General features: G+C 67.7%; 23 protein-coding genes. 13 read left to right on the top strand and 10 right to left on the bottom strand.

The window, feature by feature from the left end:
• The first annotated feature begins 15 nt into the window (after positions 1 to 15).
• Genes ACPXYO_RS14190 through ACPXYO_RS14200 form a run of 3 tightly spaced genes read left to right on the top strand, consistent with a single transcriptional unit; the run spans position 16 to position 3,747 of the window.
• On the top strand, positions 16 to 1,647 hold the full coding sequence (locus ACPXYO_RS14190) for a cation:proton antiporter (RefSeq protein ID WP_423921740.1): 1,632 nt from the start codon (positions 16 to 18) through the stop codon (positions 1,645 to 1,647).
• Positions 1,644 to 2,465, top strand: a complete 822-nt coding sequence (locus tag ACPXYO_RS14195; RefSeq protein ID WP_423921743.1) for an inositol monophosphatase family protein — start codon at positions 1,644 to 1,646, stop codon at positions 2,463 to 2,465. The genes ACPXYO_RS14190 and ACPXYO_RS14195 overlap by 4 nt, the downstream gene beginning before the upstream one ends.
• Positions 2,455 to 3,747, top strand: a complete 1,293-nt coding sequence (locus tag ACPXYO_RS14200; RefSeq protein ID WP_423921745.1) for an AI-2E family transporter — start codon at positions 2,455 to 2,457, stop codon at positions 3,745 to 3,747. The genes ACPXYO_RS14195 and ACPXYO_RS14200 overlap by 11 nt, the downstream gene beginning before the upstream one ends.
• Positions 3,748 to 3,772: 25 nt before the next feature.
• On the opposite strand, the gene ACPXYO_RS14205 is transcribed toward ACPXYO_RS14200, so the two are convergent.
• Positions 3,773 to 4,498 (bottom strand): M23 family metallopeptidase, encoded by a 726-nt coding sequence (locus tag ACPXYO_RS14205; RefSeq protein WP_423921748.1) that lies wholly within the window; start codon positions 4,496 to 4,498, stop codon positions 3,773 to 3,775.
• 98 nt (positions 4,499 to 4,596) lie between these two features.
• On the opposite strand from ACPXYO_RS14205, the gene ACPXYO_RS14210 reads away from it, so the two are divergent.
• Entirely contained in the window at positions 4,597 to 4,875 is a 279-nt protein-coding gene (locus ACPXYO_RS14210) for a DUF4031 domain-containing protein (protein ID WP_420624069.1), read from the top strand.
• Positions 4,862 to 6,325, top strand: a complete 1,464-nt coding sequence (locus ACPXYO_RS14215; RefSeq protein WP_423921751.1) for a phytoene desaturase family protein — start codon at positions 4,862 to 4,864, stop codon at positions 6,323 to 6,325. Before ACPXYO_RS14210 ends, ACPXYO_RS14215 begins: the two co-directional genes overlap by 14 nt.
• A 21-nt stretch (positions 6,326 to 6,346) precedes the next feature.
• Here ACPXYO_RS14215 and ACPXYO_RS14220 read toward each other — a convergent pair whose 3' ends face one another.
• On the bottom strand, positions 6,347 to 7,036 hold the full coding sequence (locus ACPXYO_RS14220; RefSeq protein ID WP_423921754.1) for an alpha/beta fold hydrolase: 690 nt from the start codon (positions 7,034 to 7,036) through the stop codon (positions 6,347 to 6,349).
• A gap of 42 nt (positions 7,037 to 7,078) precedes the next feature.
• Between ACPXYO_RS14220 and ACPXYO_RS14225 the strand changes: the two genes are divergently transcribed.
• On the top strand, positions 7,079 to 8,854 hold the full coding sequence (locus ACPXYO_RS14225) for an acyclic terpene utilization AtuA family protein (protein ID WP_423921757.1): 1,776 nt from the start codon (positions 7,079 to 7,081) through the stop codon (positions 8,852 to 8,854).
• A 4-nt stretch (positions 8,855 to 8,858) separates the two neighbouring features.
• On the opposite strand, the gene ACPXYO_RS14230 is transcribed toward ACPXYO_RS14225, so the two are convergent.
• Positions 8,859 to 9,371 (bottom strand): DNA-3-methyladenine glycosylase family protein, encoded by a 513-nt coding sequence (locus ACPXYO_RS14230; protein WP_423921760.1) that lies wholly within the window; start codon positions 9,369 to 9,371, stop codon positions 8,859 to 8,861.
• Positions 9,372 to 9,819: 448 nt separating this feature from the next.
• Positions 9,820 to 10,668, bottom strand: coding sequence for a fumarylacetoacetate hydrolase family protein (locus ACPXYO_RS14235; RefSeq protein WP_423921763.1), 849 nt, complete (start codon positions 10,666 to 10,668; stop codon positions 9,820 to 9,822).
• A 71-nt stretch (positions 10,669 to 10,739) separates the two neighbouring features.
• Between ACPXYO_RS14235 and ACPXYO_RS14240 the strand changes: the two genes are divergently transcribed.
• The gene (locus ACPXYO_RS14240) at positions 10,740 to 11,261 is read left to right on the top strand and encodes a GGDEF domain-containing protein (protein ID WP_423921765.1); all 522 of its coding nucleotides are present in this window, start codon (positions 10,740 to 10,742) and stop codon (positions 11,259 to 11,261) included.
• A gap of 21 nt (positions 11,262 to 11,282) precedes the next feature.
• Here the strand turns inward: ACPXYO_RS14240 and ACPXYO_RS14245 are convergent, their stop codons facing one another.
• Positions 11,283 to 12,671 carry a M15 family metallopeptidase gene (locus ACPXYO_RS14245; RefSeq protein ID WP_423921768.1) on the bottom strand — a complete coding sequence of 463 codons (1,389 nt, stop codon included), beginning with the start codon at positions 12,669 to 12,671 and terminating at the stop codon, positions 11,283 to 11,285.
• Between the two features lie 273 nt (positions 12,672 to 12,944).
• Here ACPXYO_RS14245 and ACPXYO_RS14250 point away from each other — a divergent pair, with 273 nt between their 5' ends.
• Complete coding sequence (locus ACPXYO_RS14250) at positions 12,945 to 13,388, top strand: hypothetical protein (protein WP_423921770.1); 444 nt, start codon at positions 12,945 to 12,947, stop codon at positions 13,386 to 13,388.
• Here the strand turns inward: ACPXYO_RS14250 and ACPXYO_RS14255 are convergent.
• The 3 genes from ACPXYO_RS14255 to ACPXYO_RS14265 all read right to left on the bottom strand — a co-directional run bounded on the left by ACPXYO_RS14255 (position 13,382) and on the right by ACPXYO_RS14265 (position 17,266).
• Positions 13,382 to 14,980: a gamma-glutamyltransferase gene (locus ACPXYO_RS14255; RefSeq protein WP_423921773.1), complete on the bottom strand. Its 1,599-nt coding sequence runs from the start codon at positions 14,978 to 14,980 to the stop codon at positions 13,382 to 13,384. The two genes, ACPXYO_RS14250 and ACPXYO_RS14255, sit on opposite strands and share 7 nt — an antisense overlap.
• Before the next feature lie 67 nt (positions 14,981 to 15,047).
• Positions 15,048 to 16,445: an FAD-binding oxidoreductase gene (locus ACPXYO_RS14260; RefSeq protein ID WP_423921776.1), complete on the bottom strand. Its 1,398-nt coding sequence runs from the start codon at positions 16,443 to 16,445 to the stop codon at positions 15,048 to 15,050.
• Positions 16,442 to 17,266, bottom strand: coding sequence for a glycerophosphodiester phosphodiesterase (locus ACPXYO_RS14265; RefSeq protein ID WP_423921779.1), 825 nt, complete (start codon positions 17,264 to 17,266; stop codon positions 16,442 to 16,444). The genes ACPXYO_RS14260 and ACPXYO_RS14265 overlap by 4 nt, the downstream gene beginning before the upstream one ends.
• A gap of 51 nt (positions 17,267 to 17,317) precedes the next feature.
• Between ACPXYO_RS14265 and ACPXYO_RS14270 the strand changes: the two genes are divergently transcribed.
• On the top strand, positions 17,318 to 18,136 hold the full coding sequence (locus tag ACPXYO_RS14270) for a SirB1 family protein (RefSeq protein ID WP_423921782.1): 819 nt from the start codon (positions 17,318 to 17,320) through the stop codon (positions 18,134 to 18,136).
• 51 nt (positions 18,137 to 18,187) lie between these two features.
• Here ACPXYO_RS14270 and ACPXYO_RS14275 read toward each other — a convergent pair whose 3' ends face one another.
• Positions 18,188 to 18,805: a histidine phosphatase family protein gene (locus ACPXYO_RS14275; RefSeq protein ID WP_423921784.1), complete on the bottom strand. Its 618-nt coding sequence runs from the start codon at positions 18,803 to 18,805 to the stop codon at positions 18,188 to 18,190.
• Positions 18,806 to 18,879: 74 nt separating this feature from the next.
• Between ACPXYO_RS14275 and pyk the strand changes: the two genes are divergently transcribed.
• Positions 18,880 to 20,313, top strand: a complete 1,434-nt coding sequence (gene pyk, locus ACPXYO_RS14280; protein WP_423921787.1) for a pyruvate kinase — start codon at positions 18,880 to 18,882, stop codon at positions 20,311 to 20,313.
• Positions 20,314 to 20,320: 7 nt separating this feature from the next.
• On the opposite strand, the gene ACPXYO_RS14285 is transcribed toward pyk, so the two are convergent.
• Entirely contained in the window at positions 20,321 to 20,644 is a 324-nt protein-coding gene (locus ACPXYO_RS14285) for a hypothetical protein (RefSeq protein WP_420624045.1), read from the bottom strand.
• A gap of 156 nt (positions 20,645 to 20,800) precedes the next feature.
• On the opposite strand from ACPXYO_RS14285, the gene ACPXYO_RS14290 reads away from it, so the two are divergent.
• Genes ACPXYO_RS14290 through ACPXYO_RS14300 form a run of 3 tightly spaced genes read left to right on the top strand, consistent with a single transcriptional unit; the run spans position 20,801 to position 23,006 of the window.
• Positions 20,801 to 21,265 (top strand): DUF3151 family protein, encoded by a 465-nt coding sequence (locus tag ACPXYO_RS14290; protein WP_423921790.1) that lies wholly within the window; start codon positions 20,801 to 20,803, stop codon positions 21,263 to 21,265.
• Complete coding sequence (mobA, locus tag ACPXYO_RS14295) at positions 21,262 to 21,840, top strand: molybdenum cofactor guanylyltransferase (RefSeq protein WP_423921793.1); 579 nt, start codon at positions 21,262 to 21,264, stop codon at positions 21,838 to 21,840. Before ACPXYO_RS14290 ends, mobA begins: the two co-directional genes overlap by 4 nt.
• On the top strand, positions 21,837 to 23,006 hold the full coding sequence (locus tag ACPXYO_RS14300) for a ribonuclease D (RefSeq protein WP_423921796.1): 1,170 nt from the start codon (positions 21,837 to 21,839) through the stop codon (positions 23,004 to 23,006). The genes mobA and ACPXYO_RS14300 overlap by 4 nt, the downstream gene beginning before the upstream one ends.
• Positions 23,007 to 23,085 lie beyond the last annotated feature (79 nt).

Consider the following 23,085-nt stretch of genomic DNA (forward strand, 5'->3'; position numbering starts at 1 on the left):
CGCCGTGAGGCGGCCATGAACGACACGCTGGTCGCCTTCGCTGTCCTGGCGTGGCTGGCGTATCTGGCCAGCCGCTTGCTGGCACGCCACAATCTGCCTGAGCTGGTCGCGTTTCTCATCGTCGGCGCCCTGCTCGGCCCCTCGGGTCCGCCGTTCATCCGTCTGATCGACGAGCCGTCGTTGATCGCGCTGCGTCCGGTCACGGAGGTGGCGCTGGCGGTCCTCATGTTCGTGATCGGCGAGCGCGTGTCGGTGCGTGCGCTGCGGGCTGCGCGGTGGACGCTCACGACCGGTGTCATACAGTTCGCCTTGAGCGCAATAGCGGTGTACTGGGTGACAAGCAGGCTCGGAGCAGACCGTTCGGTGGCGCTGGTGCTCGGTGCGCTCGCCGGTGCTGGCGCGCCGATGACCATCGCGCACATCGTGAGTTCCGTACGGGCGCGGGGCAGCTATCCCACCGGCATCGTCGGAACGCACGCAGTGTCCGATGCGCTGGCCACGACGACATTTGCCGCGGTTCTCCCGATTGCGCTGCTGCTTTCCGACGAAGCCGCCGACATCGGCAGCGCTCTCATCAACTTCGTGCAGCTCGGCATCGGCGGGGCGGTGCTGGGCCTCATAGGTGGCTGGTTCATCTCGCGGCTCGGATTCCAGATCGAGACCTCCGGTGAACTCCTGCTGTTCGTACTGGTGCATGTCGTCATCGGGTGGACCATCGCGGGCTGGCTGGACATCTCGCTGCCGCTGGCGGCACTGGTTGCGGGAGCCACTGCCGCAACGGTGTCGCCGCAGTCGTTCTCGGTGAGGTTGTTCCGGACTATCAAGACCGTCGAACAGCCGCTGTACCTGCTGTTCTTCGCCCTCGCCGGCGCCTCCATCCACCTGGCCGATGTGCCCAAGGTTGGCGTTGTCGGCATCGCATACGTCGTTGTGCGCGTGGCAGCGAAGATCGTCGGCGGTTTGACTGGTGGCTTGGTGGGCGGCCTCGGCTGGCGCAGGTCGCTGCGGCTGGGTGTCAACCTGACACCTCAGGCGGGTGTTGCGGTGGGCTTGGCAGTCATTGCATCAGAGCGTCTCGGTGCCCCGGGCGCAGAGGCCGCGACGGTGGTCCTGGGCGCCGTCGTGTTGTTTGAGCTGGTCGGACCACTGCTGGTTGCCCGCGACTTGCGTGGCTGGTCGTCCGAAGAAGAAGAGAACGGGTCCGTTCCAGAGCAGTTCGAGCTGCCAGCCCGCGTGCTGGTCGCTGCACCTGTACCGGTGGAGTTGCCCGAGTGGCTGATCGATCAGGCGGCTCGATGGCGTTCGTCGCTGGTCGTGCTGATGCCGGGAGAGCGTGACGAGCCGCACGCAGCCAAGATCGGGGAGCGATGCGGCAGCCGCGATGTCGACTTCGAATTCCGCTCGCTGCGCAACGAGAGCTTCACCGGCGCAGTGGTGCGTTCACGCAGCCAGCATGATGCAGATCTTGTCGTACTGTTCACTCCGCGACCACCGGCGGGCGCCTCGCGCCTGGTGCTCCTGCCCTCCGAGCGGATCGCCCGCCAGATGTCTGTGCCGGTGTTGACCTTTCCGCTGAATCTGCCTGAATCCGACGAGCCGCCGCGACCTCGACGGCTGCCGTGGCAGAGCCCGGGGCGGAGCGAATGAGCCAGGGGGCCGACGCTCCACCGCGCGGAGATCCCCCGAACGCCAGCGAGTCGCTCGTGGGGGCGGTGCGCGACATCGCCGCTGCTGCGGGAGCACTCACGCTGCGCTGGTTCGGCCAGCGCGACCTCGGAGTCTCCTGGAAACGCGACGGGACGGAGGTGACCGAAGCCGACCGGGCAGCTGAACGCTTCGTCCGGGAGCGGATCGCCCAGCAGTTCCCCGGAGATGCGATCTTCGGTGAGGAGGAAGGCGGCGCAGTCCGACCCGATGGGCGGACCTGGATCGTCGACCCCATCGATGGAACCCGTGGCTTCGTGCGAGGCGTTCCGCTGTACGCGACTCTTGTGGCGCTGGTGGACCCCTACGGCCCGCTGGTCGGTGTGATCGACCTTCCCGCGATGGGGTTGACGCTTGCCGCTGGCCGTGGCACTGGTTGCTGGCTCGGCGATCATCGCTGTCTGGTAAGCGATCACCCGGTTCTCCGAGGTGCCATGGTCAACACCTCCAGCTACGAGACCTTCGAGCCTGAACAATTCGAGGCATTGCGCGCCGGGGGCGCGATGATGCGCACATGGGGCGACGCCTACGGCTACTTCCTGGTCGCGACAGGGCAGGCTGAGGCCATGATCGACCCGGTGTGCGAGACCTGGGATCTGGCCCCGATGCCGGTGATCATGTCCGAGGCAGGCGGGATTTTCACCGATGTCGAAGGCCGGCCCGAGTATCGCAACCGCAACGGGATCGCCACCAACGGGCTGCTGCACGCGACCGTCGTCGCCGCCATGGAAGCCCACAGGGGGAGTGCTCATGGCGAGTGACGCCCGGAGTCGAAGGGAGCTTCACCTGCCCGAGCGCGACCGAATGCCGCGCTGGGTGCCGCGCGCGATCGGCTTGACCATGGCCGCTGTCGTGGGCTTGGCCACGGCAGCGTGGCTGCTCGAGAAGCTGCAAACCCTGTTGGTGGTCCTGCTCGTATCGATGTTCCTGTCGTTTGCGATGGAGCCGGCGGTGAATTGGCTGGCGCGTCGAGGCTGGCGCCGGGGGCTCGGCACAGCGCTCGTCTTCTTGGTGTTCGTGCTGGCGGTTGCCGGCTTCACAGCAGCGATGGCGTCGGTGCTGGCCGATCAGATCGTCAAGCTCATTGACGCCGCTCCGGGCTACCTGTCCGACATCGAACGCTGGGCCGACGAGCAGTTGGGCGTCCAGCTCAGCACCGACGAGATCGCGGCGCAGTTCACCGAGGGCGGGAGCGCTGCTTCGGTGGCCGGTGATGTGGCAAGCAACCTCGTGTCGGTCAGTTCGGCCGTGGTGAATGTTGCGGTGCAACTGCTCACCATTGTCCTGTTCACCTTCTACCTGGTGGCCGATGGGCCCCGGCTGCGCCGCCTCCTGTGCTCGACCCTGCTTCCGACCCGCCAGGCGATGGTGCTGCGTGGCTGGGAGCTGGCCATCGACAAGACCGGCGGGTACATCTACTCGCGCACTCTGCTCGCCGTCGCAGCCTTCCTGCTCCACTGGGCCGCTTTCGCCGTCATCGGCGTGCCGTTCCCGGCTCCGCTTGCCATGTGGGTGGGCGTTCTGTCGCAGTTCGTACCGGTCGTCGGCACCTACTTGGCGGGCCTGCTGCCGCTGCTCATTGCGTTGCTCGACAACCCGATCTCGGCGATATGGGTCGCCATCGTGGTGCTCGCGTATCAGCAGATCGAGAACTACCTGCTGGCTCCCCGAGTCACTGCCCACACCATGAACATTCATCCTGCGGTGGCATTTGGCTCAGTCCTGGCGGGTGCCGCCTTGCTGGGCTCGGTCGGCGCGCTGTTGGCGGTGCCGGCCGCCGCAACGATTCAGGCGTTCGTGTCGACGTACATCAAGCGACACGAGCTCATCGAGTCGGAGTTGTTCGAGACTCACAAGGACGAGCCGGACGAGCCGGACGAACCCGACGAGCCCGACGAGCCCGACGAGCCCGACGAGCCCGACGAGCCCGACGAACCCGACGAACCCGACGGCGGGAGCAGTGCGCAAGCGGCTGAGGGTGCCGACGATGCAGCCAAGGACGCCGATACGGCAGCCGGATCCGACTCGCCGGCATCTGGCTGAAGTGGGCGCCGCCGGCGAGAAGTGGTTAGAAGTGACCCGGGGGCGGTTGCGGCCAAGGCGCCACGTAGTCCAATGGATCGACTGCGGCACCGCCCAGCCGCATCTCGAAGTGCAGGTGCGGGCCGGTGACTGCGCCGGTCGAACCAAGTCGTCCCACCCTGTCACCAGCTTCCACGTAGTCGCCCTCACGTACGTGGATGCTGCTCAGGTGCGTGTACACCGTCGCGATCCGCGCTCCGTGATCGATGATGACCGTGCGCCCGTACGCGGCGTAGTTCCCGGCCGCTATGACGGTCCCCATGCCCGCAGCCAGGACCGAGACCCGCCAACGCCGCTCCCGGTCGACGAAATCGACCCCGGTATGGGGCAGCCAGCGTCTGCGTACCGGGTGGTAGCGACGGCCGAATTCCGAACTCATGACCGGGTCTGCAAGCGGCATCCGGAATTCGCCGAAGACCGGAACCCGGAGCGGTTGGCAGCCCTGCGTCGCGGAGACGATGGTGGCGATCCAGTCGTCGTAGGTGAGTGCGCCTTCGATGGCGGGCCCCAAGTCAGGAGGCGTCGGGAGAGCTGGTTCAGGAAAGCAGGCGTTCAGGTGGAAGTTGACCGGTGGTTCCTCGACGGGAACGTCCGCCGCGTGCACGGCCGAGCCGCCCCCAAGCGCGACACCAGCACACGCGAGCGTGACGGCTGCGATGGCGCGCGTCACCCGCGGGTGGGAACGACGTCCGCGCTGCAGCTGCTCGTTCACGCTGCGCCTCCCCCTCCACAGGCGCGCTGGAAAGGAGATAAGCCTATTTCGTCCGTCTGGCCTGCCCTGACGGAGAACCCGACCGCCGAGCTGGACCGATGACGATCTTCGTCGACGACGCCCGTTGGCAGTGGCGCGGCCGCCGCTGGGCCCACCTCGTTTCCGACGAGAGCTACGACGAACTGCACCAGTTCGCTGCACTCATCGGCAAGCGCCGCGCCGCATTTCAGGGCGACCACTACGACGTCGATGAGGCCGAGAGAGAGCTGGCGCTGCGTGCAGGTGCCGTTGCGGTGAACAGCCGTGAATTGGTGTCGCGGCTGCGGGCGGCGGGACTGCGCCGGCGGAGATCGCGACCGGGTGATGACCTCGTTTGATGCGGTCGTAGTCGGCAGCGGGCCGAATGGGCTGGTGGCGGCGACCGTGCTGGCCCGCGCCGGCAAACAGGTCCTGCTTGCAGAGTCGGCAGATCGCATCGGGGGTGGGATGCGCACCGAAGAGCTGACATTGCCGGGCTTTCGCCACGATGTCTGCTCGGCGGTTCATCCATTCGCTGCGACCAGCCCCGCAATGGAGGCGCTCGAACTCGAGTCATTCGGCGTTAGTTGGCTGCACCACGATGTGGTGCTGTCGCATCCGCTCGCCGGTGGCGACGGTGCAGCCGTGTTTCGCGAGGTGGGGCGAACCGCCGAGGGTCTCGGCGAAGATGCCGCGGCATACCGGCGCCGGATCGGAGCGTTGGTGCACCAGTGGCAGCACTTCGCGGATCTCGCGCTCTCGCCGCCCAGTCGGTGGCCAGCGCTGCTCCTGCAGCGAGCGCCGGCAGCTGCCTGGTCGGCGATTCGGTTCGCCATGGCGTCAGCGTGGCCGGCTGCAGTTCTCGCTCGGCGATGGTTTGCCACCCCCGCGGGGAGGGCACTCGTCGCAGGATGTGCCGCGCATTCCTACGTTCCTCTGGGCAACCCAACGACAGCAGGATTTGGCACGTCGCTGCTGGCACTCGCACACACCGTCGGCTGGCCGGTCGCGCGGACCGGCAGCTCGGCGATTGCCGATGCGCTTGCATCAGCTCTCCTCGCTGGCGGGGGACGCATCGAGACGGGGTTTCGAGTGCGGAATCTCTCCGAGTTGCCGGCCGCGCGGGCGGTGTTGCTGGACCTCACGGCCTCCAACGCGGCGGCCGTCCTCGGATCCGCCGGCGGGCAGGGTCGGGGGGAGGCAGGCTCGGCCGCGAGTCGCCTGCGCTCGGTGCGTCCAGGCGGATCGGCCCACAAGATCGACTACGCACTTTCAGCTCCATTGCCGTGGGCCCACGAGCCGTCACGTCGTTCAGGCACGGTGCACGTTGGCGGCACGCTGTCCGACATCGCGGCCGCCGAGAAAGCGCACGGTGCGGGTCATCTCAGCGGGCGACCCTTCCTCATTGTCTCCCAGCCCACGATCGTCGACGCGAGCCGCGCCCCGCCGGGACGTCATATTGCGTGGGTGTACGGGCATGTCCCGGTCGGCTACGAGCATGACGCGACGGCCCTTGTGGAGGCTCAGCTGGAGCGTTTCGCTCCGGGCTTCACCGAGTGCGTGTTGGCGCGCTCGGTCAGAGGGCCGGCGGAGTTGGCTGCCGACAACGCGAACTACACAGGCGGCGATATCACCGGGGGCCGACTCGATGCACGCGGGCTGTTGCTCCGATCCGCCACGCGAGGGCATCCCTATCGATTGGCGCCAGGTCTGTATCTATGTTCGGCGTCCACCTCCCCGGGTCCAGGCACCCACGGCATGGCTGGCTGGCATGCGGCACATGCTGCGCTGGCCAGCGAACTCGCCTGAGTTCACGGGCCCCCGACAGGCTCAGAACACTTCGAGGTGTTCCATCACGGCGTCGATGAATCCGAAGTTCTTCGGCGTCGCGAAATGGTCGCAGCCGCGCAATTCGGTGTACGAGGCGTCCGACAACGCTTCGAGCAGCGGATTTGCGGGTCCAGCGAAGTCTTCGTTGCCAAGGACCACCCGTACCGGATGGGTGATCCGCGTGAACTGTTCGGGTCCGAGCGGCGCGTGCTTGCGGCGCATGAACGCGGCCAGCGCCTGGCCGTCCTGATCGGGTTCGGCGGCATAGCGGGCGAAGGTCTGTGCGTGTACGTCATCGGCTGCGGCTTCGCCGGCAACACCGCGTGCAATTCGCTCGGCCTGCTCGAGGTCTTGGGAGAACAGGTTCCGGCCGACTCCTGAGACGACGAGGCGGCCGAAGCGTTCGGGTGCCATCGCCGCCATGGCGAGCAGTGTGCGCGACCCCATCGAGAAGCCCACGCCGTCGACAGCTTGACCGCCGACCTCATCGGAGAGTCGTTCGACCAGCTTGGCCTCCATGTCGGCATACCCGGCCGGGTCGTGGTGCTTCGGTGCAGAACCGTGCCCTGGCAGGTCCCACGCGATCACTTCGCGACCACCCTCGCGCAGCAGGTCGATGATGCCGGTCGGCTGCCAGGTGCTCGCAACCGAGCCCGTGAAGCCGTGGAGCAGGAGCACGGGGTTCGCCATGGCGAGAAGTCTGCCAGAACTACGTTTATCGTCCGAGAACATATGAGCACCACCACAGCACCGCCCATCCGGATCGCCAACTGCAGCGGCTTCTTCGGAGACCGACTCTCCGCTGCGAGCGAGATGGTCTCCGATGGCCCCATCGATGCCCTGACGGGCGACTGGCTGGCCGAGCTGACCATGCTGATCCTGTCGCGCATCGCAGCCAAGCGACCCGGCAGCGGTTACGCCCGCACCTTCGTCACCCAGATGGAGGAGGTCATGGGAACGTGCCTGGATCGTGGCATCAAGGTGGTGTCCAATGCCGGTGGCCTGAATCCCTCCGGCTGCGCCGACGCAGTGGCCGAGGTTGCGGACCGGCTGGGCCTCAACCCGTCAATTGCCTACGTGGACGGCGATGACCTCACCGACCGGCTCGCCGAGTTCATCGAGGCGGGCAACGACTTCGCCCACCTCGACACAGGTCAGCCGCTCGGCGAACTGGCGTCCCGGATCGTGACCGCGAATGCGTACATCGGATGCTGGGGCATCGTGGAGGCGCTCAACCAGGGGGCAGACATCGTCATCACGGGCCGCGCCACCGACGCAGCCGTGGTGGCAGGTCCGGCCGCGTGGCACCACGGGTGGACTCGTGACGACTGGGACGCGCTGGCCGGTGCCATCGTTGCGGGGCACGTCATCGAGTGCGGCGGGCAGGCCACCGGCGGCAACTACAGCTTCTTCACCGAGATCGCCGACATGACCTACCCGGGGTTCCCGTGGGCCGAAGTGGCAGCCGATGGCTCGACCGTGATCGGCAAGCACGCAGGCACCGGCGGGGAGGTTTCCATCGGCACGATCACCTCGCAGCTGTTGTACGAGATCCAGAGCGAGCGATACCTCAACCCCGATGTGGTGAGCCGCTTCGACACGATCGAGCTGACTCAGCTTGGGCGAGACCGGGTGCGCATCAGCGGCGTCCGCGGTGAGCCCGCTCCGCCGACGCTCAAGGTGGCAATGAACTACCAGGGCGGGTATCGCAACCAGATCTCGATCGGGCTGACTGGCCTGGACATCGAGGAAAAGGCCGAGCTCATCGAGCGGCAGTTCTGGCATGCCTGCCCCTACGGCCCCGACGACTACGAGACCGTGGTGCGCAAGTTCCTGCCGACGCACAAGGCCGACCCCGGCACCAACGAGGAAGCCGTCGCCGTCTACAAGATCATCGTGAAGGATCCGGACGAGCACAAGGTCGGCCGGGCATTCTCGAACGCGGGCACCGAGATCGGTCTGTGTTCCATTCCCGGGATGTTCGGCACCGGAGGCGGTCCTGGGCCGGGCCAGCCCTTCGGGGTCTACTGGCCCGCACTCGTCGACGCAGAGCTGGTTCCTATGCAGGTGGTGGTGGACGGCCGGCGAACTGTGATCGACAGCACCCCACCCGACGTCCGGTTCACCGGTGACGAGGTGGCACCCGTCGCGCGCGTCGAGCCTCCAGGCGGGCCGACACGGCCGGTGCCGCTCGGCACGCTGTACGGCACCCGTTCCGGCGACAAGGGGCCAAATGCGAACTTGGGTATCTTTGCCCGCTCGGCGGAGGCCTACTGGTGGCTCTCGGATTTCCTGACCGTCGAGCGGCTCGCGGGACTCATGGGTGAGGCCGCCGAGTACCGGGTGGATCGCTACGACCTGCCCAACCTCTGGAGCCTCAACTTCATCTTCCACGGACTGTTGGAAGAGGGGGTAGCCGCCTCGACCCGGCAGGATCCGCAGGCCAAGGCACTCGGGGAGTACCTGCGGGCCAAGATCGTCGACATACCCGAAGCACTGCTGGTCTAGGCCGCTAACGCCCCTGCAGATCTTGCAGGGTCATACGCGGGCCGTGGCGCGGCGGAGCCCCGGCGGACTTGGCCAACGCCTGCACCCGGGCGCGCTGGCCGCGGTAGGGCTCGAGCAGTTCCAGCATCCGGTCGTCGTCGCCGCGCCGTTCGCCGGCGAAGTGCCAGGTGACGTAGCTGGGAATCTGGTAGTCGCCGACGATCACCGAGTCGGGGTCGCCGTGGCAGAGCAGCACCACGATCGACGCCGTCCACGGGCCGATGCCGCGAACGGTCTGCAGTCGATCTCGGGCCGCAGCAGGGGCGAGCTGTGCCACGCGTTCGAGGGTGGATGCTCGCCGAGCGACCGCGATGATCGCCTCCGCTCGGCGACGCTCCACATCGAAGCGGTGGAACTCGTGGTAGGCGAGTGACGCCATCAGTTCCGGAGCCGGCGGCAACCGCAGCGCATCGGGGGCCGGCCCGGGCGGGCGCCGCCCCCAACGCCGCAGGATGCCCTGCCACGAGTTGCCGGGCATTGAGCCCGGGCACCTTCTGCCCGCACACCGTCGGGACTACGTGTTCCCAGACCGTGCCGGTAGCGGTGAGCCGCCGCAGCGGCCAGCGGCGAACCCAGCCTGCCACGGTCCTGTCCGCAGGCACGAGTGCAGCGGGCTCGTCATGCGCGCCCAGCAACGCGGGCACGCTGGCGACGGCGTCCGCTGCACCAGCTCCCCACGCCTCGACCTCAGCGGCGTGCGCTGAACGCGTGATGCGAAGCGTGGCCTCCCCGTCAGGTGTGTCCTGCGCGCGCCAGATGCGAGGACCGTCGTAGAGCACGGGGCCCAACGCGCCCTTGCCGCCGACGCGCCCGAGTGCGGGGCCGATGTCCAATTCGAAATCGAATTCGAAGTGTTGTCTCAAGTCTGGCGACGCGGAATCGCTCGCTACAGCCATGCCGGGGACTGAGCGCATCACACTCGTTTTCTAGGCGATGGGCTCCGGAATCACGGGGTTTGTCAACGTGCCGATGCCCTCGATCGTGATCGACACCTCGTCGCCGGGCTTCAAGAGGCGTGGCGGATCGAAGAACAGTCCGACGCCCGCGGGGGTTCCGGTGGCGATGATCGTGCCCGGGTCGAGCGTGAACGCCGTCGACAGATGTTCGACGACTTGGTAGCAGTCGAAGATGAGATCGTCGGTCTTTGCGTCCTGCCGGACTTCGCCGCTTACCTCGGTGACCAGGCGGCACGAGTGAGGGTCGATCGAGTCACCTGTCACCAACCACGGGCCACACGGTCCGTGGGTATCCCACGACTTGCCCATCATCATCGTCGGGCTCGCACGCTGCCAATCCCGCACGCTGACGTCGTTCATGATCGTGTAGCCGGCGATGTAGTCCGGGGCGTCGGCCGCTGACACTGCCCTCGCGATGCGGCCAATGACTACGGCCAGCTCGCCCTCGTAGTCGACCATGCTGGGCGCCGCTGCCGGGAGATGGATGGGATCACCTGGACCGACGATGCACTTGTAGTGCTTGTTGAAGATGATGGGCACTGACGGGGGCTCGCGGCCTCCTTCGGCGGCGTGGGCTCCGTAGTTCAGTCCGACGGCGAGGATTGTGGGCGGATGCCCCACCGGAGACAGGAGGTTCGCGTCGTCGAGCGGTGTCACCGATCCTGTGCCCATTGCCCCGACCGCGGCCACCAGGTCGCCACCTGACGCGGCGAGCAGCGACGGCAGATCGGTGTGCTCGGTCTGCAGTGTTGCCAAACCGTCGTCGGTCACGATGGCCAATGCGGGCTGGCCGTCCACAAGATGTCGTGCGATGCGCATGGCGCCGAAGCTAGTGCTGGTTCGTCGCTCGGGATTGTGCGAATGGCTCGACAGTGGCACTCTGGCGATCCATGGCTCGCCATGGCGCCGGGGGCTCGACCCCGGGCGTGTTCGACTCTGTGCTGGATCCCGTCACGGGACTCCCAGACGTGCGCGTCTTCGCGGTGCTGCTCGACCGGAAGCTGGCGCTGGCTCGGCGGGCTCTCCAGCCGCTCTCGGTGGTGTTCTTCGAAGTGGACGGCTTCTCCCAGCTCAGCAGCACGCAGGCCCGGGTGGCACAGCGGCTAGCAGCCCGCTTGGTGCGGGGCACGCTGCGTGAGTCAGACAGTGTCTGTCACTGCACCGACGGGATCCTGGCCGCCATCCTCGACGACACGCCTCACGGCGGAGCGGTCTGGGCTGCCGACCGGGTTCGCCGCGAGGTGGCGGCACGTTCGTACCACACCGGCATCACGCTCTCGATGGGCGTGGCGAGTTATCCCACGCACGCGCTGGAAGCCGCAGACCTGCGCGATCGCGCCTACGCGGCGCTGTTCGTTGCCCGGTCGCTCGGCCCCTCCCGGCTCGAGGTGGCCGAATCGCTGCGCCGGTAGCCGATGGTGCCCAAACACCGCTCAGCGGCCCGTCGTGGACCAATGCCACGGCTCTGAGAGCAGGTTGTACAGGCCGTAGCGATGTGCATTCGCCGCGAGCCACTCGAAACAGCGACTTGTTCGTGTGATGGCGACGCCCGACGCCCCGCAGCTGAAGTCCACGGCCAATCCGAACTCGTGCGCCGAGGTCGTGGGCCGCGCCACCGGAGGGTTGCACCCCAACGAGGGCAGGAGCGACAACTGCAACCAGTAGTCAGCGGCACTGCGAGGCGGAAGCGGGCAATGCTCCTGGCGCAAGCGGATCTGTGCGGCGGTGGAGCGCCAGCCCCATCCGCGCATGATGATCCCGTCGCGCCGCGCCGAGGCGAGCAGCTCACGCAGCGAGTAGGCGAGGCAGGTATGCACGTCGACTCCCCTCACGCTCACGATGTCGCCCGACGACACCACATCAGTGACTGCATCGCACGCTCGAAATGGATCAGCCACACGCTGGCGTCGAGGATGTCGGTTTGTATTGGCGACTGCGAGGCTCGCTGGCCGAAGGTTTCCGGCGGTCATGTCGCCGAGCGTGCGGGCGATGCCGCCACCGGCACGCGCGCTTATCGCGAGCACGGTGGCTGGATCCCAGAACGCGAGGCTCGCTGGCTGCGCGCCGCGGGTATTCCTCGACATGGCCGCAGCGGCTTGGCATCCGCGCCGCGCGGCGTGCCGGGCCAGAGATCCCAGATGCACCACGGTGTCGCCGTCGAGCCAGAACCCGGCGATTGCCAACCGGATGTCCGGCGCATCGGCAACGATGGCCGCAGCGACCCACAGGGCAGTGACGTGGCAGGGTCGATTCGATTGGCTCGTGCGGTGACGCATCTGCGCAGCAGCTTGGCGCGCCGCAGCAGCCGCCCTGGGATGGATGCCTGCTGGCCGCCATTGGGCGGTCTCGAACGCTGCTGTCAGCAGATCGAACGCAGTGATGAGGGTTCCCTCAGTCCGTACCGCCGCTTCGAGTTCCAGCGCGCCATAGGGCGCCGGATCGAGTGAGGGCAGCTGAGGCGACGTCGCCCAGGGGCAGAAATACGCCTCCGTTGCGAGTCCACCGACGATGCAGGGAGCCTTGTCGTTCGCCATGGCGGCGAGGTGGCTCTCGAATGCATCAACGGTCGAGAGATCCCGGCGGCTGGCGTGCGCAACGAGCCGTGACACCAAGGGACCGGCGCTCGTGGGCTTGGGAGGCACCTCGGAAACCGAGACACCATTCAGGTTCGGCTCGACTCGGCTGTGCGTGAAGAAGTAGGCGACACCGATGTCGAGTGCGGCCTGAGCGAAATCGACACGCACCGAGATACTGGGGCCAACTTGCGCGTCAGGCGATGGCTCGCCGCTCGCGGCAGGCGCAGTGGGCGAAATCGCCAGCAACGCCGCGAGCGTGGCGACACCAGCCGCGACGCAACAGCGGCGTATGGCGGCGGCTCGTGGGCGCGTGCCTGTGGCGACGGAGATCCTGGCCTTCGGTGTGCGCGACGTTCCCATGAGATCCGTCAGCCCCCGGCCCCTGTGATGTAGCGATTGCGATGGCGTCAATGCCTCAGGGACATCATGCCCAATGGAGCTTCAGCGGCTGTCAACCCAGCGCCTGTCAGCACAGTCGGTTGCCGCAGTCACCGCGAGAGCCGCGTAGCCTCGAATGGTGTGCACGACCGCAACCGTGCGTCGCAAATGCTGATGGTGTTCGGATTGGGCGCGCTGCTGGGTGTCATGGCGACGGCCCTGTGGATGCAGCGCATCCAGACGCAATCCACCGAGACCGTCGTCGCAGGGGCTGCCACTGCCGATGAACCTCCTGATCTTGCAACATCGGACGCAACCGCTCCGTCGACGCTCGTGAGACGCGACGGCATGTATCTCGTGGGCACTGATCTGGCACCGGGTCGGTATGTGACGCGTGGCACTGGCGCTGCTTGCTATTTCGCCGTCACCTCGGACTTGAGTGGATCGTTGCGATCGGTGGTCACGACCTATTTCGGCGACGCCTTCGGCCGCAGAGTCGAGCTGGCTGTCGGCCAGTACTTCGAGACCGACGAATGCGGCCGCTGGACTCGCGAGGCGGCGCGCTCGCCAGAGCAAGATCAGTAGCCGGCCGTGGAGCCGATGAGCGCCCGGGGATCCGACGCTCCGGCAAGCACGCCGTCGTGCACCTCGATGAGATGCGCGTGCCCGTAAGAGTTGTCGTGTGGGCCGTCGGTGCCGACCCGGTGGCCGCGCCGGCCCAGCTCGGAGACCCCGACGGCGCTCGCCCATGCTGCATGGCCCTCGATCCGCAGTTCGAGATTGCCGGGGTCGGCCCACGTGTCGAAGCCGGTTCCCTCAGCCGCCCCCCAGCGCCAACGGCCTGAACCGATCGACGCCGCCGGTTCGGAGCCGAGACACAGCGAGCGGGCCAGCACCTGCAGCAGGACCTGCGGCTGGGCATCGCCGCCCATGGTCCCCACCACCGAGCGAAGGGAGCCGTCAGCGCGCTGAACGAGTGCTGGAGCCAGCGTGTGCGGCGGACGGCGCCCCGGCCCGTACTCGGCGGGATGGCCCTCGGTGAGATTGAATCCGACACCCCGGTTGTGCAGGCTGATCCGGTGTGCCGGGGTCCACAGCCCCACACCCCAGCCCCCCGCATTCGATTGGATCAGCGAGACACCCATGCGGTCGGCGTCCACCGCCGCGAGGTACATCGTGTCGCCAGTCCCGGTCCCGGCGCCGAGCGGTGCCACCGCGGTCGGCGAGATCGCGGCCCGACGCGGCGCGAGCCGGTCGGGCGCAATCAAAGCGGCACCGTCAGCCGTGTCTGAGAGCACCGCGGGTCGGTCCCAGCCTGCCTGCTTGGCTGCCTCAGCCAGCAGGTGCGCGAAGAGCGGATCGTCCGGATCCGTGGGCAGGTCCAGTCCCGCGGCGATCCACGCACCGGCAAGGGTGAGATATCCCTGCGAGTTAGGCGGCACGGTCCAAACGCTGTGGTCCCACGCTTGTGTGCTCAGCGCCCTCACCCAGTCGGCTTGCGAGCGGGCCAAGTCCGCTGCGGTGTACTCACCGCAGCCCAGTTCGATGAGATCCCGCCCGAAGTCGCCTTCGTAGTAGGCCTCCCGACCGCCGTCGGTGATCTCACGCAGCGCTGTGGCGACGCCGGACCGGGTAATGAGATCCCCTGGTTGGCTCTGTGGTGAGTAGTCCTTGGAGTTCGCGATGCCGTCGAGCAGTGAGGTCGCAGCCGCGCCATGGGGCGACAGGGGAAAGCCTCCGCTCGCGAGATCGATAGCAGGAGCCAGCACCTTCGCCAGGGGTGCTCGCCCGAACCGTTCGTGCAAGCTCACCCACCCGTCGACGCATCCGGGCACTGGGACACTGCGGATGTCGGAGCGGAAGCGCATCCGCGTTCGACCCTCGGCGCGCAACCCATCGGGGTCAGCGCCGCTCCCGGCCCGACCGCTGGCATTGAGCGCGGCGGGGGCCTCGCCGTCAGCGTGATGGACGAGCGCCCACAGGTCGCCGCCCATGCCGCACATGTGCTGCGTAGTGACTGCAAGCACGGCAGAGGCGGCCACTGCAGCGTCGGCCGCTGAGCCGCCGGCACGCAGCAGCGACACTCCGGCTTCGCTTGCGAGGTAGTCGACGCTGCACACCATGCCGCTGCGGGCGTAGCGGGTGGCGAACGGAACCTGCGGTCGGGATCGGCTCATGGATCGAAAGGTAGACCCACTCAGCGACACATGCGTCCGAACTGACTGGTCTTGGCCGTGTGACCTGTCAGGGCAGCAGCACGTGGGGATTGAGCAAGCCCTCCGGGTCGAGCGCTCGCTTGATGGCGCTGAACGTCGCCAGCTCGGCCTCGGTGCGGTTGAGGTGCAGGTGTCCGAGCTTGGCCGTGCCGATGCCGTGCTCGGCCGAGATGCTCCCGCCGAGTTGGGCGACGTACCGCAGCACTGCATCGTCCACCTCTTCGGCAGGTTCAGCCCCGGCGGGGCCGAGCACGTTGACGTGCACGTTTCCGTCACCGAGGTGGCCGAACAGCAGCGGCTGGGCGTCGGGGTCGGCCGCCCGGACGACTTGGGGGACGCCGTCCACGAATTCGGCGAGACGAGCCGCTGGCAGCGTCACGTCCAGCTTGTGGGGAATGCCGGCCGCCGAAATCGCTTCGGTGACGTTCTCGCGAAATGCCCACAGCCGCTGGCGTGCGGCAGGGTCGAGCGCCACGGCCGCATCCACCACGAGATCCGCGAGCTCGTCCACGGCAGTGCCGAGTTCGTCGCTGGGATCGGTGCGTGCAGCAGCCTCGGCGATGAGCCACGCAGCACCGCTGTTGCCGCTGGCAAGCCTGCCGACGGGAGGGGCGACGCCCAGGTGGGCCGACACGAGCGCCATCGCCGTGTCGAATACGGCTTCCAGTGCGTGTAACGAACCGACGCTCCGACGCAGTGCCGCAGCGGCGGCGACAGCGTCCTGGGCAGTTTCGAAGGCCAGCAGGACGGTCGCACGCTCGGGCTGTTGAGGGTGCAGGCGCAGCCGCACTCTTGTGATGATGCCCAACGTGCCCTCGCTGCCTGCCAGCAGGCTTCCGAGGTCGTAGCCGGTGTTGTCCTTTTCCAGGCCTGCCAAGTGGCTCACGATCGTGCCGTCGGCGAGCACTGCTTCGATGCCGATGACCTGGGCACGCATGGCGCCGTACCGCAGCACGTTGATGCCTCCGGCATTGGTGGCAACCATGCCGCCGATCGTCGCCGAGTCGCGTGCGGCGAGGTCCACACCGACGCTGAGTCCGGCCGCTCCAACATGGGATTGGGCATCGGCCAGCGTGACCCCGGCGCCCATTGTCACCTGGGACGCCAGCTCGTCCACTGGCTCGCAGACGTCCAGACGCCGCAACGACAGCACGGCTTCGCCTGCGAGCGGCACGCTGCCGCCCACGAGTCCGGTATTCCCGCCCTGGGGCACGACGGCAATGCGAGCGGCCCCAAGCACGGCCATCACTGCGGCGGTCTGAGCGGTGTCGGCGGGTCGCACCACCAGCGGCGTTGAGCCGACGAAGCGGTGGGTCCAGTCGATGGCATAGGACGCAGTGATCTCTGGATCGCTCAGGACGTGCGCCGGGCCCACGATGCCGGCGAGCTCGTCAACGACAGCCGGGTCGATCACACCGGCATTCATGAGACAGGCCCACCTCCTGCGGGCCAGTTTCCCCGCTCGGCCATGACCTCGAGCAAGACGTTCGGCTCGTCGGTCATGATGCCGTCGACTCCGATGTCGAGCAGGCGGTCCATCTCGGCGGGATCGTCGATGGTCCACACGTGCACGGTCAGTCCGGCCCGGTGCGCATAGTCGACTAGGCGGCGGGTCGCGAGCGGGATGGGGCCCTGCCGCAGCGGGATCGAAGCGATGCGGCCACGGAACGGCCGGCCGTCCAGCAGGCGGTTCCGCGAGCGGAGCCGCGGCCTGGACCGGGTCGGCATGCCCACTGCGCTGAACGCCGCGAGGCGTGCGATCTCACGGGGGCTGAAGCTCAAGCACACCGCGTCACCAAAGGCTTGGTTCAGACGGGCCAGCCTGGCGTCGGAGAACGAGCCCACACACACCCGGTCCAGCACGCCGGGCCGTCGCAGCGCCTCGATCAGTGGTTCGATAGCGGCATCGGTCTTGGGATCGATGCTGATGCGCACATCGTCGAATGCGTCGAGCAGCTCTTCGAGCCGGGGGATCGGCTCGCCGCCGACGCGGGCCTGCGACACCTCGCTCCAGGTCATCTCCGAGATACGTCCGACACGGTCCGAGGTCAGCGAGAGCACATCGTCGTGAAAGACCGCGAGCACTCCGTCTGACGTCGCTTGCACATCGGTCTCGAGATAGCGGTAGCCAAGGCCGACTGCGCCCTCGAATGCGGCCATAGTGTTCTGCGGCCACACGGCACTGCCGCCGCGGTGGGCGATAGGCACCGGACCCGGCTCATCCAGGTACGGATGATGTGACGTCACAGCGCAAGTATCGCCGCCAGGCAGTGCAGTGCCGCCGGTACCGTCGTGTCGATGTCTGATGGCGAGACTGGGGCAACCGATCCCGAGGGCGACCATCCGTCGCCAGCAGATACCTTTGCCACGTGGGCGGTCAGCGAACCGGTGCCGCTCGACCGGGCGGCGCTGAGCATCGCAGCCCATTGCCGTGGGGAGGGTGTGGACGAAGCTGCGGCATTGGCCGAGTTGGACCGTCTCGGCGGCGCGGTACGCGAGCCCACGCCAGACGCCGTCGTCGAACTGCTCTTCGACGAGGAGGGCTTCGGCCCGAATCGGGGACGATTTGCAGATCCGGCAAACAGCTACCTCGACCTCGTGGTCTCGCGGCGGCTGGGGATACCGATCACGCTGGCCGTGGTCACCATCGAGGTGGCCCGCCGCGCCGGTGTCGTGTTGCACGGTGTCGGCATGCCGGGCCATTTCCTGGTCGGCACCCCGGATCCGGAGGTATTCATCGACGCTTTCGACGGCCGCTTCATCGGCCACGCTGGTGCCGCGGAGATCTTCACCCGCTTCGAGCCACGGCAGCCGTTCGACGCTTCGTTCCTCCAGCCGACACCGCCGGGGGAGATCTTGCTGCGAATGCTGAACAACCTGCGGACGCTGCACATGCGTCAACCCGATGCGCCGTCGCTGGTGGCTGTGCTGGAACTCCTGACGCGGCTGCCTGGGTGCCCGCTCGACGAGTTCATGCGGCTGGGCCAGGCTCTGGCAACGCTGGGAAGGCCCGACGAGGGTGCCCGGACCCTGGAAGCAGCAGCGCAACGGTTCGGCGGCAGCGATGCCGAGCACCTCAACAACGCCGCAGTGCGCCTCTGGGCCCAGCTGAATTAGGGGCAGCGCTGGCGTGGCGCGCTGAGTCGCCGTGAGCGCCGGCGATGACGGCTACAAGCCGATGGCCAGGTCGGGGCGGCCTCGAAGGTGGGTGCGCTCGTTGACCGAGAGCACGCTGCGATGACCGCGGCTCGAGGCGAAGACCCGTGTCACCGACGTGTAGTCGACGTCGAAGCGCAGGAACGTCTCGGTGGGCAAGCCGAGGCAGCGGGCAAGGTAAGCGTTGACGACGCCGCCGTGGCAGGCCACGGCCACACGCTGGCTGCGATGATCAGCGACGATCTCGTCGACGGCGCCGTTGACCGTCGCAACGAAGAGGGCCGACCGTTCCGCATCGCCGAACGAGCCGCTCACCAGCTCGTTCCACTGCGCACGGTCGGTCTCCTTCATCACTTCCATCGGGACATACGCGGGGGAGTCGCGGTCGAACTCGCTCAGGCCGTCGCGTACCGCCGACGTCAGACCGGTGGCGGCACCGATGGCCTCGGCGGTCTCCAGCGCTCGGCGCATCGGGCTGCTGTACAGCGCATCGATGCCCATCTCCGCCAGCCACTCAGCGACGGCGCCAGCCTGCTGCCGGCCGATCTCCGACAGCGGCGGATCTGCGGGCCGCCCGTCGTGGCGCACGACTCGTTCCGGCTGGCCGTGGCGGACGAAGACAAGTTCCACGGCGGGTGACCCTATTGGGCGACGGCGATTCCCGTTGACTGGGTGGCTTGACCGGAGCGGTACCGTGGTGTCACATGGCAAGACGGACCAAGATCATCGCCAGCGTCGGACCAGCCTGCAGCGATGAGGCGACCATGCGGGCACTGATCGAGGCGGGCGTCGATGTATGGCGTCTCAGCTTGGCCCACGGCACGCTCGACGAGCAAGTCGAGACGTTCCGGCGGCTGCGTAAGGTCTCGCAGGAATCTGGACGGCACATCGGGATCCTGGCGGATCTTCCGGGCCCCAAGGTCCGCTGCAAGCCGTTCCCCGAGGGCGGCTGCGAGGTCGCCCAGGACGCCGTGCTCTCGCTGGGCATCGAAGGCGACGCCAGCACCGCTGACCGGCTGGTCGTCGACTACGAGGGCCTGCTGACCGACGTGGGCCCAGGCGATCAACTGTCCTTCGGCGACGGCAACGTCGTGCTGGTGGTCGAGGATCGTGCTTCCAACGCTCTCAAGACCCGCGTTCTGCACGGCGGCCATCTCGAAGGCCGGCCCGGCTTGCACGTCGACTCGTCCAAATTGCGCATGAGCACGCCGACCCCGCACGATCTGAAGCTGGCCGACACGTTCGTCGACTTGGGCACCGACATGGTCGCACTGTCGTTCGTCCGCTCCGCATACGACATGCGGCGCCTGGGCGTCGAACCGCACCCGCGCGGCCCGCTGCTGGTGGCCAAGATCGAGACCAACGCAGCCGTGGAGAACCTCGATGGGATCATCGAGGCGTCCTCGGCGGTCATGGTGGCCCGCGGCGATCTGGGCGCGGAGTGCAACATCGAGGAATTACCGCATCTGCAGAAGCGGATCATCGAGGCCTGCGTCGCGCACGGCCGACCGGCCATCACGGCAACGCAGATGCTGGAGTCGCTGCTGCACTCGCCTGTGCCGACCCGTGCCGAGGCCTCCGACATCGCCAACGCCGTGTTCGACGGCACGTCTGCGGTGATGCTGAGCGGCGAGACGGCGATCGGGCACGATCCCGTCAACGCCGTGCGGACCATGGCGCGCATTACCGAGCGAGCCGACGAGCGCTTTGACTATGAGGCTTGGTGGAACCGGCTGCTGTCGGTGCGCCGGCGTGACGATCGCGCCGCCGACTACATGCGCGTGACTGACGGCATCACCCAGGCGGCGTCGAGACTCGCGACCGAGCTGGGCGCCCAGGCGATCATCTGCCTGAGCCGGTCAGGTTTCACCGCACGCAGCATGGCCAGATTCCGCCCGTCGATGCCGTTGCTGGGTCTCACACCCGAGCCCCGCACGGCGATGCAGCTCTCGCTGTCGTGGGGGACCCGGCCGCTGGTCTTCGGCGAACGCCTGACGCCGGCCGAATCGGCTCTCGAAGCTGTGCACGCAGCGGTACGAACCGGGATGGTGCGCAGCGGCGACATGGTGGTGGTGGTCTCGGGTACGAGCCCTGAGTCTCACGCCACTGACAACCTGCGCGCCCTGCGCGTGCCCTGAGACAGGCTTAGTTCGCAAGCCCTCCGAAGCCGAGGTCGATGTCGACGTCGATATTGCTGGGGTTGATGCGATCCGGCCCGCACAGCGGATTCTCCGGAACCTGCACCGTTCGCCCGAAGACGTCGCACGAGCAGGTTTCTTGACAGTCCCGCAATCCCGACCACTGCACGGCCAGCACTGCAGCGGCGCCGACGAGCACCACCGAGATGAGCACGGCCAGCACAAGCCGCCGAATCAACCGCAGAGCCACGATTGCTGCGACCACCAGCGAGGCGATGCCGCCGACGAGCGCGATGTTCAGACGGTCGGCATCGAGCCATTCGGGCAGCACCCAAACAGAGAGTACGCAGCCTTCCGACGGCGCACGGGGACCGCTCCCGACCCAATCTTGACTCAGTCCCGACTCAATCCCGACGCAGTCCCGGACCAGTCTCAGGGCGCTCAGTAGAGTCCAACTGAGTTCGTTGACGCTCGCGAGGATCGCGCCATGGCTGCCACCCCCATTGACCTGCGCCCCGGCGGCCTGCCCGAGACGGTCCTGGACCCAGCTCCGCCGGCGGCTGCGGCGGCGTGGGATGCAGCCATGGGACAGCCATTGGCCGAACGGGGTGCCGCCCTCGCAACGGTTGCGGCCCGCTGGCCGCGGCTGTTGGAGGCCTGGGCGGAGTTGGGCCGCAGCGCTGCGAGCGAGGGCCGCCATGTCGAGGCATACGCCTATTGCCGCGTGGGGTATCACCGCGGCTTGGACGCGCTGCGGGCAGCTGGGTGGCGGGGCAGTGGCTATGTGCGCTGGGCGGAGCCCGCCAATCATGGCTTCCTGTGGTCGCTGCTGGGCCTGGGTCGCTCCGCCGCTGCCATCGGCGAACGCGATGAGGCCGACAGATGTGCCGGGTTCCTGGTCCAGCTTGACCCCAGTGGTGAGCCGCCCATGGGTGAGTGGCCGCAGGCGTGAGCCCTGCTGGCGTCGTGCTGTGCGGCGGAGCCTCCACGCGCATGGGCAGCGACAAGTCCACTCTTGAGGTGGCGGGCCGACCGCTCGCCCTGTGGGTTGCAGAGGCACTGCGAGCGGCCGGCGCGCACCCAGTCGTTGCACAGGGCGGCAGACCGCCGCCGCCGCTCGTGGCCGAAACCGACAGCACGCCGGGAGCGGGCCCGCTTGGGGGTCTCGTCGATGCGCTCGAACGCCACGGCGATGTTCTTGTGTGCCCAACCGACGTGCCGACAGTGCCGCCCGACCTGCTGATCGCTCTCGTCGAGCTCGCTCGCCAGACGGGTGCGCCGGTTGTTCTGGCGCGCAGCGACCGGCTCGAGCCGCTGATCGGCCACTACGCCCGCGAGTCGCTTCCGGCACTGCGGGCGGGCCTGAGGGCCGGTGCCCGCGGACCTAAGGCCGTGCTCGACAACACGAGCGTGCCGACCGTGCCGGTCGCAGCGGCCGACGTGCTGAACGTAAACACATCCGCAGATCTCGCCACCGCCGAGGCGATCCTGTCCGCTCGATCGGTGACCGGGCCCCAAGCACCATGAGCAGTCACCTATGGGTGGACTCCCAGGCTGCGCTCGAGGCGCTGATCGCCGACCTTCTGGCGATTGAACGCATCGGAGTGGACACCGAGTTTCATCGCGAGCGCAGCTACCGGCCGCAGCTTGCTCTGGTACAGGTCGCATTCGATGACCAGGTCGCCATTATCGATCCCACCGCGATCGATATTGCGGCCTTGGGTGCCGTGCTCGCTTCCGATGCAGTGATCGTGATGCACTCCTGCGCACAGGACATCGAGGTGCTGTCCCAAGAGTGCGGTGAAATCCCGGCGAAGCTCTTCGATACCCAGGTTGCCGCAGGATTCCTGGGCATGAGTACCCCGTCGCTGGCTGCGCTGACTGAACGCCTCCTCGGAGTGCGATTGACCAAGGGCGACCGCCTGGCCGACTGGTTCCAACGACCGCTGCGAACGGCGCAGCGACGCTACGCGGCCGACGACGTGGCTTACCTTGCACGGCTCCATGACGAGCTTCGTTCCCGCCTGACGGAGCAAGGTCGGTGGCAGTGGGCGCTTGACGAGTGCGAGATGTGGCGGCGCCCGCCCGCTCGGCCCCCGGACCCCGAACAGGCGTGGACCCGTATCAAGGGCGCACGCCAGCTCCGCGGCTCTCAGCGTGCGGTGGCGTACCGGCTGGCTGCGTGGCGGGAGCGAACCGCCAGCGATCGCGACCTTCCGGTGCGCTTCGTTCTGTCGGACATGGCGCTGCTGTCCATTGCGCAGCGGTCACCTGCGAGCGTTCGTGAGCTGCAAGGACTGCGCGGCGTGGACGGCAACCAGCTCCGTGGGGCGGCCGGCGATCGGATCATCGCCGAGGTGAAGCGCGGTCTGCACATGGCACCGGGCGACATCCCCGCCAGTGCACTGGGCGGGGGACCAAACGTGGATACTGCACTGCAGCCAGCGGTGCCCCTGGTCGCCGCCTGGGTGGATGAGGTTGCTCGCTCTCGTGGCATCGACCGCAGTTTGCTGGCCACTCGCTCCGATATCGCTGCGTTGCTCGCGGGCGACCCAGCGTCCCGCCTCGGGACCGGCTGGCGGGCCGAAGCGGTGGGCGATGGGATCCGGTCATTGCTGGCTGGAGAGGCCGCGTTGGCCTTCGATCCGTCGGCGGGTCTGCAGCTCGAACCCCGGCGGGGCGGAGACGCCTGAGCACTGGGTATGCCACGCAGTGAGGTGCCTCGGACGGTAGAGTGACAGGGCACTTCGTAGAACACAGGTGCCTCTTCCG

This window comes from Candidatus Poriferisodalis sp. (assembly GCF_965237655.1).
Taxonomy (GTDB): Bacteria; Actinomycetota; Acidimicrobiia; order Acidimicrobiales; family Poriferisodalaceae; genus Poriferisodalis.

What these genes read in the sequence shown, in the direction of transcription:
- ACPXYO_RS14195 (WP_423921743.1), top strand. Translation starts at nt 1,644, where the DNA reads ATGAGCCAGGGGGCCGACGCTCCACCGCGCGGAGATCCCCCGAACGCC.
- ACPXYO_RS14190 (WP_423921740.1), top strand. Translation starts at nt 16, where the DNA reads ATGAACGACACGCTGGTCGCCTTCGCTGTCCTGGCGTGGCTGGCGTAT.
- ACPXYO_RS14200 (WP_423921745.1), top strand. Translation starts at nt 2,455, where the DNA reads ATGGCGAGTGACGCCCGGAGTCGAAGGGAGCTTCACCTGCCCGAGCGC.
- ACPXYO_RS14240 (WP_423921765.1), top strand. Translation starts at nt 10,740, where the DNA reads ATGGCTCGCCATGGCGCCGGGGGCTCGACCCCGGGCGTGTTCGACTCT.
- ACPXYO_RS14290 (WP_423921790.1), top strand. Translation starts at nt 20,801, where the DNA reads ATGGCTGCCACCCCCATTGACCTGCGCCCCGGCGGCCTGCCCGAGACG.
- pyk (WP_423921787.1), top strand. Translation starts at nt 18,880, where the DNA reads ATGGCAAGACGGACCAAGATCATCGCCAGCGTCGGACCAGCCTGCAGC.
- ACPXYO_RS14255 (WP_423921773.1), bottom strand. Translation starts at nt 14,980, where the DNA reads ATGAGCCGATCCCGACCGCAGGTTCCGTTCGCCACCCGCTACGCCCGC.
- ACPXYO_RS14235 (WP_423921763.1), bottom strand. Translation starts at nt 10,668, where the DNA reads ATGCGCATCGCACGACATCTTGTGGACGGCCAGCCCGCATTGGCCATC.
- ACPXYO_RS14210 (WP_420624069.1), top strand. Translation starts at nt 4,597, where the DNA reads ATGACGATCTTCGTCGACGACGCCCGTTGGCAGTGGCGCGGCCGCCGC.
- ACPXYO_RS14270 (WP_423921782.1), top strand. Translation starts at nt 17,318, where the DNA reads ATGTCTGATGGCGAGACTGGGGCAACCGATCCCGAGGGCGACCATCCG.
- ACPXYO_RS14220 (WP_423921754.1), bottom strand. Translation starts at nt 7,036, where the DNA reads ATGGCGAACCCCGTGCTCCTGCTCCACGGCTTCACGGGCTCGGTTGCG.
- ACPXYO_RS14230 (WP_423921760.1), bottom strand. Translation starts at nt 9,371, where the DNA reads ATGCCCGGCAACTCGTGGCAGGGCATCCTGCGGCGTTGGGGGCGGCGC.
- ACPXYO_RS14300 (WP_423921796.1), top strand. Translation starts at nt 21,837, where the DNA reads ATGAGCAGTCACCTATGGGTGGACTCCCAGGCTGCGCTCGAGGCGCTG.
- ACPXYO_RS14215 (WP_423921751.1), top strand. Translation starts at nt 4,862, where the DNA reads ATGACCTCGTTTGATGCGGTCGTAGTCGGCAGCGGGCCGAATGGGCTG.
- ACPXYO_RS14225 (WP_423921757.1), top strand. Translation starts at nt 7,079, where the DNA reads ATGAGCACCACCACAGCACCGCCCATCCGGATCGCCAACTGCAGCGGC.
- ACPXYO_RS14260 (WP_423921776.1), bottom strand. Translation starts at nt 16,445, where the DNA reads ATGAATGCCGGTGTGATCGACCCGGCTGTCGTTGACGAGCTCGCCGGC.